The following is a 13398-nucleotide window of genomic DNA, read 5'->3' as shown; positions in this document are numbered from 1 at the left end:
GGGATGGGCGTGGCGTTGCCCCCGTCCACCGTGCAGAACGACCTGTGGGACGGCTTCTTCGCCCAGCACTACGCGAACGGGCGGCGCGGCCTGGCCCGGCGCATCTTCGCGAACTCCGGGGTGGTCACCCGGCAGGCCGCGGTGAGCCCGCTCAAGGAGGACGTCTCCGGCTGGTCCACCGAGCGGCGGATGCGGCGCTACCAGGACGAGGCGGTCCCGCTGGGCCGGGCCGCGGCGGAACGGGCCCTCGCCGACGCCGGGCTCGCCGCCGCCGACGTCGGACTCTTCGCGGTCTGCTCGTGCACCGGCTACGCCACCCCCGGGCTGGACATCCTGCTCGCCCGGGACCTCGCCATGTCACCCGGCGTGCAGCGCCTCTTTGTCGGCCACATGGGGTGTTACGCCGCGTTGCCGGGGCTGGGCGCGGTGAGTGACCACGTGGTCGCCCGCGGTCGGCCGGCCCTGCTCCTGTGCACCGAGCTGACCAGCCTGCACATGCAGCCGGTCGGCGCCGGCGCGCCCGACGTCCAGCAGATCGTCTCGCACGCGCTCTTCTCCGACGCGGCCGCGGCCACCGTGCTCACCCCGGCCTCGGCCGGCCTCCCCGGATACGCGGTGCGCGAGCTCGCCGCGGTCACCGACAGCACCACCACCGGACACATGACGTGGGAGGTGACCGACCTCGGATTCCGGATGGGGCTGTCCCCGGAAGTGCCCGCGGTGCTGTCCGTGCACGTGCGGGCGATGGTGGCGGAGCTGCTCGGGCGGCACGGGCTGGAGATCGCGGATGTGGACGGGTGGGCGGTGCACCCGGGCGGGCCACGGATCCTGGACGTGGTGCAGGAGCGGCTCGGGCTCGACGACGGGGCGCTGGAGGCGTCGCGGGGGGTGCTCTCGGCGTACGGGAACTGTTCGTCGCCGACGGTGCTGCTGGTGCTGAACGCGCTGCGCAACCGGGCGAGTCCGCCGCGGCGGGTGGTGATGCTCGCTTTCGGGCCGGGGTTGACGCTCTACGGGGCGTTGTTGGAGTTGTCGCCTCGGGGGTGAGACTGGTCGGGCTTCGTCGGCTCCGTCGGTGGCGGCTCGTTGGATTGCGGCGGGCTCCGCCGGTGGCGGCTCGTTGGGCTGCGGCGGGCTTCGCCGGTGGCGGCTCGTTGGGCTGCGGCGGCTCCGGTTGTGGCGGCTGGGTGGGGGAGGGTCACTACTGCTCGGTCGATGAGGTCACTACAGTCGGAGCGTGAGCGAACGGGGACGGGGCGCCATCCTGCATGGGCTGGCCGCCCTGGTCCTGGCGGCGGGCGGCACCTGGTGGTGGCGCGCCGCACCGCGGGACGCCTCCGATCCGCGCCTGCTCACCTGGCGGCTCACCGCCGAACAGCTGCTGCCGGAAACCGGGGACCAGGAGGCCGCCGAGACCGTGGCGCTGGCTCCGCGACAGGACTACGAGAAGGTGTCCGACCTCGACGGCGGAACGTTCCAGGTCTCGGTGATCTGCGCGGGGCCGGACGGGAGCCGGGCGCGGGTGAGCTTCGGGGGACCGGAGAGCGGGCTCGGGCTGAACTGCTCCGGGACCCGGACACCGCAGGTGTTCTCGGTGGGGGTCGGGACCGAGTTGCGGCTGCGGGTCACCGCCGAGGGCGAGGGGCCGGTCGTCTTCCGCTACACCCTTCAGCGCGCCTGATCGCCTTCTCGGAGACTCCGACCGGGTTCGCGCCTGCTTCGGGATCGGGTTCCGCCCGGGTTCGCGCCTGCTTCGGGATCGGGTTCCGCCCGGGTTCGCGCCTGCTTCGGGATCGGGTTCCGCCTGTTGTGGGCTGACAAGGCGATATGACCTCTTGGCCCTTTTGGGCAGTTGGAGGTAATCAGGTAATGCGGTCGTGTGCGGCTTTCCGCATCGTCCGGGCTTCCGGGGGCGGTCGCTCGGTGTCAGCCGGTCAGAGCCGGCCGGTCAGAGGCGGCCGGTCAGAGGCGGCCGGTCAGAGGCGGCCGGTCAGAGGCGGCCGGTCAGAGGCGGCCGGTCAGAGGCGCTGCAGATCGGGCTGGATGGACTCGACGGCGACGACGTGCGGGAACTTCCGGAGGATGGTGCCCGTCTCGTTGACCAGGATGGCGGCGGCGGTGCCGTCCTGCCCGGTGAGGCCCATCTGCTCGCGGAGGGCGCCGGTGGGATCCTGCAGGTAGCGGACCGCCTTGCCGTCGGACGGCGGGGCCTGGGCGGTGGTCAGTCCGGTGGGGGTGGGCGCCGAGGGACGCGCCGACGACACGGCGAGGACCGCGATGTCGGACCGGACGGCGGCGGCCGTCGCGGCGACCAGGGCGGCGCAGTCGCAACCGTCTGTGATCAGCACCACGGCCGGCAGCCGGCCGCGCAGCGGGACCGTCTTGCCGTCGGCGGCGACCAGTTCCAGGGCCGGAAGCGTGTTGCTCGGGGCCGGCGTCGTGCCCGAGGTGCGCTGCACGGACGGCTGGCGGACCGGGCCCGGCCAGGCCGAGGCGAACAGGCTGGCAACGGTCACCAGGATGGCCATCGAGACGATCAGCACCGGGGCGCGCAGCATCAGCGTGCCGACCCGGCGCAGCCGGCGCATCGACGGGCGGCGTGCCAGGCGCTGCCAGCGCGTCGCCGCCGTGGTCAGGTGCAGCTCGGCGCGCACCGCCTCGACCTCGTCGGACAGCTCGGACAGATCGTCGGGGATGACGATCACGCCCCACTCCTCAGGGAGGTCGGGCAGCTCATCGGGCCAACCGCCGTCGGGCGGCCAGCCACCGTTGTCGCTCGCGCCTGCCATGACCCACCTCCCCCCTGGCCGACCAGATCCTGCTTCGGTCGGGGAACTTCCGTCCAGCGTCTCGCACGCTACGCCGCATCGCCAGCGAAGGGGCGGCGAGGACCGCAGCGATACGCTTGATCTCGCAAAGCCATCAGGTCCGGAATTCCCGACTCGTCAGCAAGAGCGGTCACCTCCTGGTCACTTTGCGTTACTTAGGCAGCTTCCGGCCGTGCTGTCAAGCGGTAGAAAGCCCCGTCACAGGGCCTCTGAGCTGCACTAACAGTGACCGTCAGGGCGAGACACCGACGCCTGGGCGTGTTACCCTAGACACAGCGAAAGGGGTTTCGAACCTATGGTTTTCAGTGTCGGCGAGACCGTTGTTTACCCCCACCACGGGGCCGCACTCATCGAGGCAATCGAGACTAGGGTCATCAAGGGCGTTGAAAGGCAGTATCTCGTTCTGCGTGTCGCCCAGGGCGATCTGACGGTTCGGGTGCCCGCTGAGAACGCCGAGGAAGTCGGCGTGCGCGAAGTGGTTGGCGAGGAAGGCCTGGGCAAGGTCTTCGACGTCCTCCGCGCTCCGCACACCGAGGAGCCGACCAACTGGTCGCGGCGCTACAAGGCCAACCTGGAGAAGCTCGCTTCCGGTAACCCGCTCAAGGTTGCCGAGGTTGTTCGTGACCTCTGGCGTCGCGAGCGGGAGCGCGGTCTCTCGGCAGGCGAGAAGCGCATGCTCGCGAAGGCCCGCGACATCCTGGTCGGCGAGGTGGCCCTCGCTGAGAAGAGCACCAAGGACGAGGCTGAGGTTCTGCTCGACAAGGTCCTCACCGAGGCCTGATCCACCGACGCATCCCTCACCGCACCGTGATCGCCGACCGCGACGTGACCGCGCAGCTCAATGCTCGCGGTGACGTCGCGGTCGTCGTTCCGGCGGCGGGGGCGGGTCTCCGGCTCGGCCCGGGCGGCCCGAAAGCTCTGCGTCTGCTCGACGGCGAGCCGCTGCTCGTGCACGCGGTCCGGCGGTTGGCCGCGGCCGCGCCGGTCCGCATGATCGTGGTGGCCGCTCCGCCCGCCGAGGTCGACGCGGTGTCCGCGCTCCTCGCCCCGGTGGCCCCGGTCACCGTCGTGCCCGGCGGCGCCGAACGCCAGGAATCGGTCGCCGCGGCACTCGCGGTCGTTCCGCCGGACGTTCCGATCGTTCTGGTCCACGACGCGGCTCGATGCCTCACCCCGCCCTCGGTTACGGAGCGTGTCGCCGCCGCTGTCCGGGACGGTGCCGACGCGGTGATCCCGGTCCTGCCGGTCGTCGACACGATCAAAGAGGTCGCGGCCGATGCCACCGTTCTCGGCACGGTCGACCGTTCCGTGCTGCGTGCGGTACAGACTCCGCAAGGCTTCCGCGCCTCGGTGCTGCGCGCCGCTCACCGGGCCGCCGCCGACTCACACACCGACGACGCCGGTGCCGTCGAGAAGCTCGGCATCCCGGTCCTGTGCGTCCCGGGCTCCGACCTCGCGCTCAAGATCACCCGGCCGATCGATCTGGCGCTCGCCACGCACCTCCTGGCCCTGCCGGACCCGGACGCCCCTACCGCCTGACCTTGGCCGGGTGTTCCGGCTGGTCTGATCGCGGGTCGGTGACGTCTCGCCGGCTGACTTTGGCCGGGTGTTCCGGCTGGCCTGATCGCGAGTCGTCGACGTCTCGCCGGGCGACCTCGGGCCGGATACTGCGAATCACCCCGCTGCAACGGCGCGCCAGGCCCCGGTGTTCCGGTTGGTTCGATCGCGGGCCGGTGATGCCGTGGCCCGTTCCCCGGTCCGGCTGATCGCATGGCTCGCTCTACCGGTCCGGGGCATCACTGCCCGGCGGCGGAACGTGTGATCCCGGGCTCGGCGCCGCGGAGCCTGACCGCTTCGGCCGACGTGGCGCGGTGGCGGCGTCGGGTTGCCGGGCGTGGTGGGGGAGGTGCGTGGTTAGGGTGGCGAGGTGATCATTCCGCGGGTGGGTATCGGCACGGACGTGCACGCATTCGACGCTGACCGGGCCTGCTGGGTGGCCGGGCTGGAGTGGCCGGGGGAGCCGGGGCTGGCCGGGCACTCGGACGCGGACGTGGTGGCCCACGCGGCCTGTGACGCGCTGCTGTCGGCGGCCGGGCTCGGGGATCTGGGGGGCAACTTCGGGACGAGCCGGCCGGAGTGGGCCGGGGCAGCCGGGGTCACGCTGCTCGCCGAGACGGCGCGGCTGGTCCGGGCGGCCGGGTTCGCGATCGGCAACGTGTCGGTGCAGGTGATCGGGAACCGGCCGAAGATCGGGAAGCGGCGGGCCGAGGCCGAGAAGGTGCTCTCCGCGGCGGTGGGGGCGCCGGTCACCGTGTCCGGGACCACATCCGACGGGCTGGGGCTCACCGGGCGTGGTGAGGGGCTGGCCGGAGTCGCGGTGGCGATGGTCTACACGGAGAACGCTCTTCCGGCCTGACCGGCGGGGCTTCCGATCACCCGGAACGAGTGATCTCCAGGTGGAACGCCTACGCTCCGACTGTGCCCGTGCCCATGGAGCCTGATCCCACGCCGGAGGAGCATCGCCAGCGTGCGCTCCTGCTTGCCGACCTCGGGCGCTACGACGAGGCCGCCGACGAGATCGCGGCCGGCCTCAGCGTCGCCCCCGGCGGCACGGCCGGTGGCGTCGGCGATGCGGCGAGCGGTGCGGCCAGCGGTGCGCCCGGTGGCGTCGACGACCTGCCGGGCGGTGGGATCGGTGGTCTCGGCGATCAGGCGAGCGGTGCGCCCGGTGGCGCCGATGATGCGGTGAGTGGTGCGGCCGGTGGTCGTGTCGGCGGAGCCGGGAACCGGTCCGGGGCGGCCGACTCCGCAAGTGGTGCGGACACCGCGGAACTGCTGGCGACGCTCGCCCGGATCCATCTGGTGGCGGAGCAGCCGGTGGAGGCGCTGGCCGCGGCCGATCGGGCGGCGGCGGCCCGACCCGTGTCGCTGACCGCCCACGTGGTGCGGGCGATGGCACTCGCCGACAACCGGCGGTACGCCGAGGCCGCCCAGGTCGCCGGGGAGATTCTGCGGGCGTGGCCGGAGGACGCGTACGCGCAACGCACCGGAGCCGCGCTGCTCAGTGAGTCGCGTAACGGTCAGGAGGCGCTGAACGCCGCGTGGAACGGGGTGCGGGTGGCGCCGGGCGAGGCCGAGGCGCATCTGGTGCTGGCGGTGGTGGCGGCCCGGCTGCGGCTGTTCGATCTGGCGCAGCGGGCGTACGGGGAGGCGCTCGACCTGGATCCGGCGATCGGGGATGCCGGACAGGACGTCGGGATCGTTCGCCTGGAGCGTCGTCGCTGGGCCCGGGCGCTGGAGGAGCTCGCCGAGGAGGCGTCGCTGACCGACGCGGACGGGTTTCCGGAGGAGCGGGCGCCGGCACGGGCCGGTGTGGTGGAGCCGCCCGCGGTCAGCCTGCCGCGCAGGGCGGTGCTCGACGTGTCGGCGGACTCGATGGCGGCGGTGGTCGAGACGATCCGGTACGGCGCGAACGGCACCCTGGTGGCCGCCGTGGTCACCGCGGCGATGACGGTGGTCAGCAGCGGAATCTCGCGGGTGTGGGCGGGGCTGATCGGTTTCCTGGTGTTCGTGGCCGTGGTGCTCTGGTTCCGCAGCCGCCTGACCGAGCCGGCCGGCCCGGTGCTGGCCCGCCTGCGGTCGACCGCCCGCCCGCTGGCCGCCGCGTGGCATCTCAGCCTGGCCGGGCCGCTGTTCCTGCTGGCCTATGCCGTGGTCGGCGGGCTGCCGACGCTGATCGCCGGCATGCTCGTCGCCGGTATGGCCGACCTCATCGTGCTGATCCGCCGCCGCTGACCGGAAGACGGCCACGCCTCTGTCGCCGCCGGCCTGGTGATCATGACGCTGCCCGGGTTCGTGACCGGTGTCCTACGGTACCGGGCGCACAGCGACGACCGGGCGATCTGAACACCTCTAGCCCTTCTGTCGTCCGGCACGTTAGGTTCGGTTCGTGTCGACGATCGTGCCTCCGCTGTATGCCGGGCTCGTCGATGACGCGTCTCTGCTGCCGCCCAGCCCGACCGGCCTGGCCGACGCGGAGGCGAAGTATCGCGAGCACGCCACCGCCTGGTATGCGGATCTGATCGGCACCCTGCTGGTGCCGGCCTCCGTGGTGGGCGCCGAGCCGGTGCCGCGGGTCCCGGCCGCGCTGGTCGGTGACATCCCGGCCGGTGCGCTGCCGGCCACGGTGGAGAAGCTGCGCGCCGCCGGCATGGTGATCGAGCATGTCGAGGCGGCGGTGGCGCGGCGGGGCGAGGATCCGCAGCCGGGGTTGTCGCTGCTGCGCACGATCGCGGCCGGCGAGCTGGGGGCGACCGGGTCGGCCCGGGTCTGGGCGGAGATCCCGCTGAGCTGGGGTCTGATCGGTGCTCTGGACACGGTGGCCGAGGCCCGCCGGGAGGGTCTGCCGATCGCTCCGAAGTTCCGGGTCGGCGGCCTGGCCGCCGAGCTGTTCCCGACTCCGGTGGAGCTGGCCGCGGTCATCTGCGCCTGCCGGGACCGCGAGCTGGAGTTCAAGCTGGCGGCCGGTCTGCGGCATGCCACCCGGCACACCGACCCGGAGACCGGGTTCACCCATCACGGGTTCCTCAACGTGCTGGTCGCCACGCTGCTGGCGGTGGACGGCGGCGAGGTGGCCGAGGTGGCCGAGGCGCTGGCCGCCACCCACCCGGTGCCGCTGGTGGAGCCGGCCCGCGCGCACCGGGACGATCCGCGCCCGCTGTTCGCCGGGTTCGGTGCGGCCAGCGTGGTGGAGCCGCTCACCGAATTGATCCGGCTGGGGCTGGTCAACGGCGGCTACGAGGGCTGATCGACGGGTACGCGTGATCGTGCTGGACGGGGCCTGAAATAATTCCGGCCGTGACCCGGGTGCTGCTGCGAGCTTCGGTGGCGGTACTTCTGCTGCTGGCGACGATTCTGGTGGGCTGGCGGATTCTCCGGCCGGCCGAGGTGCTGGCGACCGCCAAGTCCCCCTATCCACCGCTGGTGGTGTCCGCGCCGGGGGTGGTCGGCCGGCTCAACGTTGCGCCGCTGCTCGTCGAGGACCGCCTGCGCGTCTATGCCGCCAAGCACCAGTTGCGCGCCGACGAGCCGGTCGACAGCAAGGGGGTGAACACCGCCCACTGGTCGTTGCGCCGCTGGCCGGCCCAGCTCAGCGGGGTGGTCGCGGCCGGCAGCACGGTGGTCAGCCGCTGGTCGGACGGCGCGATCGTGGCCCTCGACGCCCGTACCGGGAAAATCGCCTGGCGGGCCGGCGGTCCGCAGGCGCCGGATTATGCCGGGCACCGGACCGGCGCCGCGACCGTCTGGAGTCCTCCGGGCCTGCGGGTCGCCGCCGGCGCCGTCCTGGTTCTGCAGGATCAGAGATTGACCGCGTACGACATGGGCACCGGCGCCGTGCGCTGGCAGGTCAGCACTCCGGCCGCCTGCGCGGACGGTTTCACCACTGCGGGCGGCGCCTTCGTCTGCGGGTCCGGCGCCTTCGACGGGGCCACCGGCGCCGTGCTGCCGGGCTGGCCGGCCGGCAAGTTCGCACCGGTCGGCTGCGCGGTCGCGAGTTCGGGCTGTGCCGGCTTGCGGGACGGCGCGGGCCACGGCTGGCTCACCGGCCGGGTCGCCCCGGTCCGGTCGGTCGCTCTGGACGACCCGGATGCCACGGTCGCCGGCGGCATCGTGGTGTCGACGGCGAACGGCGTGGTCACCGGTCACCGCCCGGACGGCAGCGCCGCCTGGGGCTGGTCCGGCGCCGGCCGGGTGCTCGGCGGCGTCCCGGGCCGCATCCTGGTCCTCACCGACGACCACTTCCTGGTCGGCCTGGACTCCGCGGACGGTCGGGAGCGCTACCGCTTCCACCTCGCCTTCCGCAAGGAGAACGACCAGTGGAGCCTCGGCGGTCAGATGATCGGCGACCACTATCTGGCGCTCGAGCGGCTGAACCCGAAGCCGCCGGCCGATCGGGAGTCGCCGACCTACTACTTCACCACCGACACCGTCCTCATGGTCGGGCTGTAGGTCACGCCAGGGTCGGCAGCAGGGCGGTCCAGGCCTCCTCGGCCGCCCCGGCGATCGGCCCGCGGTCGCCGAGGACGGCCGCCACGATCGGTGGCGGCGACTCACGGTGGATCGACATCAGCCCGTCCCGATACGCCGCGCCGATCTCGTCCGGCGCCACCGCCAGCAGGTCGGCGCCCAGCCCGCCGAGCGTGATGAGGTCCGCGTCCAGCCCGTTGACCAGTCCGGCGATGCCCCGGCCCAGAGTGGCGGCGACGGCCCGCACCGCGGTGACCGTACGCCCGCCGGCGGCCGCGGCGGCGATCACCCGCCGGGCGTAGGTGATCGGGTCGGGTGGTTCCGGGTCGCCCAGCAGCCGGGCGAGTTCGTGCCCGTCCACCGCGATGCCCCAGCAGCCACGCGCGCCGCACGGGCAGCGGACAGCCGGGTCGCCGAACGGCATGTGGCCGAACTCACCGGCGGCCCCGTGGGCGCCGATCACCGGGCGACCGCCGTCCACCACGGCGCCGCCGAGTCCGGATTCGATCCGCAGATGCAGGGCGACCGACGCGCCGGCCGCCGCGCCGCGGTGCGATTCGGCGGCGGCCGCCAGGGTGGCGTCGTTGCCGGCCACGAAGACCTCGCCGGCCGCGCCGAGCTCGGTCAGGTCGACGTCGTGCCAGCCGGTGCCGACCGCTTCCAGGCGCAGGTCCCGGGAGACGGTGCCGGGGACGGAGACGCCCACGGCGCGCGGACGATGCCCGTACGCCGAGCGAAGCTCCTGAAGCGCGCCGCGGACCGCCGAGCGGACCTCGGGCCAGGCGGCGCCGGCGTGCCCGCCCGTCCGGCTGCCGGCGATCGCGCCGCCGAGCTCGACCGCCTCGACCCGCCAGCCCTCGTGGGTGATCGCGACGGCGAGGGTGAGCGGCCCGTCGGGGTGGGGCAGCAGCAGCGTGGTGGGGCGTCCACGGCTGCCGCTGGGTGCGGCCGGGGCCTGTGTCAGCAGTGCCGCCCGGCTGAGTCTGGCGACCAGCTCGGTGGCCGCGCCGGTGCCGACGCCGAGCAGCCGGGCGGCGTCGGCGCGGGTCACGCCGGGCGTCCGGTGCACCACCCGGAGCAGTTCGGTGGAGCGCGTCGTCACATCCGTTCCCTTTCTTATGCTCTTCGGCAGAGCTTATTCTGTGGGGGTGAGTTTTCACCGCCCCGCGCTGGTCGTCCTCGGAGCTTCCGCGTTCTTCTACGTCACCGCCGAAACCCTTCCGGTCGGGCTGCTCCCGCAGATCTCGGCCGGCCTGCACGTCACCGAGGCCCAGGTGGGCCTGCTGCTGACCAGCTACGCCGTGGTCGCCGCGCTGAGCACCATCCCGCTCACCGCGCTCACCATGCGGTTTCCCCGGCACACCCTGATCGCCGCCACGGTAGCGATCTTCGCGGTCTCCCAGGCGGCCGCCACGTTCGCGCCGACCTTCGTGGTGCTGGCCGCGGCCCGGCTGATCTGCGCGCTGGCGCACGGCGTCTTCTGGTCGGTGATCGGCCCGATCATCGCCCGGCTGGCGCCACCGCACCAGGTCGGCCGGGCCACCGCGCTGACCTTCCTGGGCAACTCGCTGGCGATCGTGCTCGGCGTGCCGGCCGGCACCGCGCTCGGCCAGTGGCTCGGCTGGCGGGTCGCGGTCGGGCTGATGGCGGTCGGCGGGGCGGTCTGCGTGGCGCTGCTGCTCGCGGTCCTGCCGAAGCTCCCGCCGATGCCCCGGGACCTGGCCGCCGGATCGCGGGAGCAGCTGCGCAACGCGGTCCGGATCCTGCGCAACCCCCGGGTGGTGCGGCTCTGCGCGGTCACCGGGGTGCTGGTGATCGGGCATTTCGCGGCGTACACGTACATCGCGCCGCTGGTCCGCCGGGATGCCGGGCTGGACGGCGCCGGGCTCAGCGCCCTGCTGCTCGGTTACGGCGCGGTCGGGCTGCTGACCACCTTCCTGGTCGGGCGGTTCGTCGACCGGCACCCGGGCCCGCTGCTGCTCGGCCTGCTGGCCGTGCAGGCGGTGTCGGTGGCGCTGCTCGCCCCGGTCCCCGGGACCGTGCCCACGATCGTGGCGACGCTGCTCTGGGGCGGCGCGTTCACCGCCATCCCGGTGTTCCTCGGAGCGGCGCCGCTGCGGGTCGCGCCGACCGCCCGGGACGCGGCGTCCGCCGTCTACGTGGTGGCCTTCCAGATCGGCATCGGCGGTGGCGCGTTCGTCGGCGAACGGTTCGTCACGGCCGGCCGGCTCGGGGCGCTGCCACTGCTCGCCGGGGTGCTCGCGGTCATGGCCGGGGTGCTGGTGGCGACGTCCCGGACGGTGTTCCCGGCCCGGATGTCGGCGGCCGACCACGACCGGGTGTCCGCCGAGGCTGACTCGTTCGAGGGCATTGCCGCCCGCAGCGGCCACCACGAGCGCGCGGCGTCGTAGGGTCGACATCGGCCGCAAGGAAAAGTCTGGCCGGCCCGCGGCGGATTCGCGGACCGGCCAGACTTCCTGTCGACTGTTACCAGGTCGCCTCGGCGGCGGCCAGGAATGCGTCGTTCTCCTCCGGCGTGCCGATCGTCACCCGGACCCCGTCCGGCTGGAACGGCCGCACGATCACGCCCCGGCTCTCGCAGGCCGCGCCGAACGCCGCCGACCGGTCACCCAGCGGCAGCCAGACGAAGTTCGCCTGGCTGTCCGGCACGTCCACGCCGAGTTTCCGCAGCGCCTCGGTGACCCGGGTGCGTTCCGCGGTGACCAGCGCGCACCGCCGGACCACCTCGGTCTCCTGCCGCAGCGCGGCGAGCGCGGCCGCCTGCGCCACCAGGCTGGTGGAGAACGGGGTGAGCACCTTGCGCAGGACGGCGGCCACCGCGGGCGGGGCCACCAGGTAGCCCATCCGCATGCCGGCCAGGCCCCACGCCTTGCTCATGGTGCGCAGGACCACCACGTTGGCCCGGTCGCCGTAGGTCTCCAGGCCGTCCGGCACCGCCGGATCGGTGACGAGTTCCCGGTACGCCTCGTCGAGCACCACGAGCACGTCCGACGGCACCGCCGCGAGGAACCGGTCCAGCTCCGCCCGGTGCAGCGCGGTGCCGGTCGGGTTGTTGGGGTTGCAGACGAAGACGAGCCGGGTGCGGTCGGTGATCGCCTCGGCCATCGCGGTCAGGTCGTGCCCGTGGTCCGGCCGGTTCGGCACCCGCACGCTGGTGGCGCCGGCCCCGGCCGCGATGATCGGGTACGCCTCGAACGACCGCCAGGAGTAGATCACCTCGTCGCCGGGCAGGCAGGTCGCCTTGACCAGGATCTCGGCCAGGGCCACCGAGCCGCAGCCGGTGACCACCCGCTCGGCGGCCACCCCGAACCGCTCGGCCAGCGCGTCGCGCAGCGCCAGCACGCCCATGTCCGGGTAGCGGTGCATCTGCTGGGCCGCCTCGGTGACCGCCTCCACCACACCGGGCAGCGGGCCGTACGGCACCTCGTTGCTGGCCAGCTTGATCGCCTCGGCGACGCCCAGCTCGCGGGCCAGGTCGGCGACGTTGCGACCGGGGACGTAGGCGGGCAGCGCGTCCAGGTCGGCGCGGGTCAGCCGGGTCATCGGGGTCCTCCAGGAAGATCGCCGCCGGGCGTCGCCTCGACGGTCGGTTGAGCGCCGTCCGGGACCGCCACGACGACGGTCCGGGCCGCCTTGTCGTGCCAGGCCTGCCGCAGGCGCGAGTCGAAGGTGGGGGAGAGCGAGTCCAGCAACTGCACCACGAAGCCGACCAGGCACCACCAGAACAGGCTCCAGAGGCCGAGCTGCGCCCAGCGGCCGAACGCTCGGCGGAAGCCGATCGGCTCGGTGCTGTCCAGCCCGACGACCCGGATCCCCATCATCATCTTGCCCAGGGTCTGCCCGCGTCCGGCGATCGCCGGAGCCTCGTAGAGCAGCCAGAGCAGGGTGGAGATCAGGATGATGGTCATCTGGAGGGTGGCCATCCGCTCGGTGCCCACCGGGTAGTCCGGCTTGGCGCCGGCCTGCACCTGGTCCATGTACCTGGTCAGGATCGGGTGGAAGTCCCGCCACCACTGGTAGGCGAACCATCCGTTGACCACGATGTTGAGCACCAGCACCACGGCGATGTCGATCAGCCGGGCGACCAGCCGCTGGCCCAGCCCGGCCAGGGCCATGCCGTGCGGGTGGGCGACCGGGATCGGATAGAAGTACGCGTGCGGCGGCTGGGCCCCGGCCTGCGGATGCCACCCCGGCGGCGGGGGCGGTGGTGCCTGGAAATGCTGCTGCTGGGGCCACCCGGGCGGCGGGGCGGGCCAGCCGGGCGGCGGCGCAGCCGGATGTTGCGGCTGCACCACCGCGGGCGGCGGGACGGGCGGGACGGGCGCGGGTTCCACCTCCACCGGCGGCGGCCCGTCCGGCGGGACCGCGTCGGCCGGGATGGCCTTGCCCAGCCAGCCCTCACCGTCCCAGTAGCGCTGGGTGCTGGTGTCGGCCGGGTCCTTGTACCAACCCGCGGGAAGGGAACTCATGCGCAAACCTTTACCACGTATGCCTGACGGTTCCCTGCGCGCAGGTCAGTGCG

Annotated in this window: 13 protein-coding genes; 9 read left to right on the top strand and 4 right to left on the bottom strand. The window is 73.4% G+C overall.

Annotated features, from left to right (window positions below):
* The first annotated feature begins 3 nt into the window (after positions 1–3).
* Together ACSP50_RS39670 and ACSP50_RS39665 are read left to right on the top strand one after the other, a co-directional pair.
* Positions 4–1047 carry a type III polyketide synthase gene (locus tag ACSP50_RS39670; protein ID WP_043513097.1) on the top strand — a complete coding sequence of 348 codons (1044 nt, stop codon included), beginning with the start codon at positions 4–6 and terminating at the stop codon, positions 1045–1047.
* Positions 1048–1237: 190 nt separating this feature from the next.
* The gene (locus ACSP50_RS39665; protein WP_014694974.1) at positions 1238–1681 is read left to right on the top strand and encodes a DUF6023 family protein; all 444 of its coding nucleotides are present in this window, start codon (positions 1238–1240) and stop codon (positions 1679–1681) included.
* 337 nt (positions 1682–2018) lie between these two features.
* Here ACSP50_RS39665 and ACSP50_RS39660 read toward each other — a convergent pair whose 3' ends face one another.
* Complete coding sequence (locus tag ACSP50_RS39660) at positions 2019–2789, bottom strand: hypothetical protein (protein WP_014694973.1); 771 nt, start codon at positions 2787–2789, stop codon at positions 2019–2021.
* Positions 2790–3123: 334 nt separating this feature from the next.
* Here ACSP50_RS39660 and ACSP50_RS39655 point away from each other — a divergent pair, with 334 nt between their 5' ends.
* The 6 genes from ACSP50_RS39655 (at position 3124) to ACSP50_RS39630 (ending at position 8837) form a co-directional block, all read left to right on the top strand.
* Positions 3124–3609, top strand: coding sequence for a CarD family transcriptional regulator (locus tag ACSP50_RS39655; RefSeq protein WP_014447856.1), 486 nt, complete (start codon positions 3124–3126; stop codon positions 3607–3609).
* A 44-nt stretch (positions 3610–3653) separates the two neighbouring features.
* On the top strand, positions 3654–4367 hold the full coding sequence (gene ispD, locus ACSP50_RS39650) for a 2-C-methyl-D-erythritol 4-phosphate cytidylyltransferase (RefSeq protein WP_043516403.1): 714 nt from the start codon (positions 3654–3656) through the stop codon (positions 4365–4367).
* A gap of 388 nt (positions 4368–4755) precedes the next feature.
* Complete coding sequence (gene ispF, locus ACSP50_RS39645) at positions 4756–5244, top strand: 2-C-methyl-D-erythritol 2,4-cyclodiphosphate synthase (RefSeq protein WP_014694971.1); 489 nt, start codon at positions 4756–4758, stop codon at positions 5242–5244.
* A gap of 62 nt (positions 5245–5306) precedes the next feature.
* Positions 5307–6623 (top strand): hypothetical protein, encoded by a 1317-nt coding sequence (locus ACSP50_RS39640; protein WP_155123727.1) that lies wholly within the window; start codon positions 5307–5309, stop codon positions 6621–6623.
* 154 nt (positions 6624–6777) lie between these two features.
* Positions 6778–7635 (top strand): hypothetical protein, encoded by an 858-nt coding sequence (locus ACSP50_RS39635; protein ID WP_014694969.1) that lies wholly within the window; start codon positions 6778–6780, stop codon positions 7633–7635.
* Positions 7636–7685: 50 nt separating this feature from the next.
* Positions 7686–8837 (top strand): PQQ-binding-like beta-propeller repeat protein, encoded by a 1152-nt coding sequence (locus tag ACSP50_RS39630; RefSeq protein ID WP_063714034.1) that lies wholly within the window; start codon positions 7686–7688, stop codon positions 8835–8837.
* Position 8838: 1 nt separating this feature from the next.
* Here ACSP50_RS39630 and ACSP50_RS39625 read toward each other — a convergent pair whose 3' ends face one another.
* Entirely contained in the window at positions 8839–9957 is a 1119-nt protein-coding gene (locus tag ACSP50_RS39625) for an ROK family protein (protein ID WP_014694967.1), read from the bottom strand.
* 46 nt (positions 9958–10003) lie between these two features.
* Here ACSP50_RS39625 and ACSP50_RS39620 point away from each other — a divergent pair, with 46 nt between their 5' ends.
* Positions 10004–11266, top strand: a complete 1263-nt coding sequence (locus tag ACSP50_RS39620) for an MFS transporter (protein WP_043513090.1) — start codon at positions 10004–10006, stop codon at positions 11264–11266.
* Positions 11267–11342: 76 nt separating this feature from the next.
* On the opposite strand, the gene hisC is transcribed toward ACSP50_RS39620, so the two are convergent.
* Both hisC and ACSP50_RS39610 read right to left on the bottom strand, forming a co-directional pair.
* Positions 11343–12419, bottom strand: coding sequence for a histidinol-phosphate transaminase (gene hisC / locus ACSP50_RS39615; RefSeq protein WP_014694965.1), 1077 nt, complete (start codon positions 12417–12419; stop codon positions 11343–11345).
* Positions 12416–13345: an RDD family protein gene (locus ACSP50_RS39610; protein WP_014694964.1), complete on the bottom strand. Its 930-nt coding sequence runs from the start codon at positions 13343–13345 to the stop codon at positions 12416–12418. Before ACSP50_RS39610 ends, hisC begins: the two co-directional genes overlap by 4 nt.
* Positions 13346–13398: the final 53 nt, after the last annotated feature.

The organism is Actinoplanes sp. SE50/110 (genome assembly GCF_900119315.1).
In the GTDB taxonomy this organism is placed as follows: Bacteria; Actinomycetota; Actinomycetes; order Mycobacteriales; family Micromonosporaceae; genus Actinoplanes.
Note: the sequence above shows the minus strand (reverse complement) of the source record. Positions and strands in the feature narration are given on the sequence as shown.

Coding starts and splice junctions, on each gene's coding strand:
- hisC (WP_014694965.1), bottom strand. CDS start 12,419: ATGACCCGGCTGACCCGCGCCGACCTGGACGCGCTGCCCGCCTACGTC.
- ACSP50_RS39660 (WP_014694973.1), bottom strand. CDS start 2,789: ATGGCAGGCGCGAGCGACAACGGTGGCTGGCCGCCCGACGGCGGTTGG.
- ACSP50_RS39655 (WP_014447856.1), top strand. CDS start 3,124: ATGGTTTTCAGTGTCGGCGAGACCGTTGTTTACCCCCACCACGGGGCC.
- ACSP50_RS39670 (WP_043513097.1), top strand. CDS start 4: ATGGGCGTGGCGTTGCCCCCGTCCACCGTGCAGAACGACCTGTGGGAC.
- ACSP50_RS39610 (WP_014694964.1), bottom strand. CDS start 13,345: ATGAGTTCCCTTCCCGCGGGTTGGTACAAGGACCCGGCCGACACCAGC.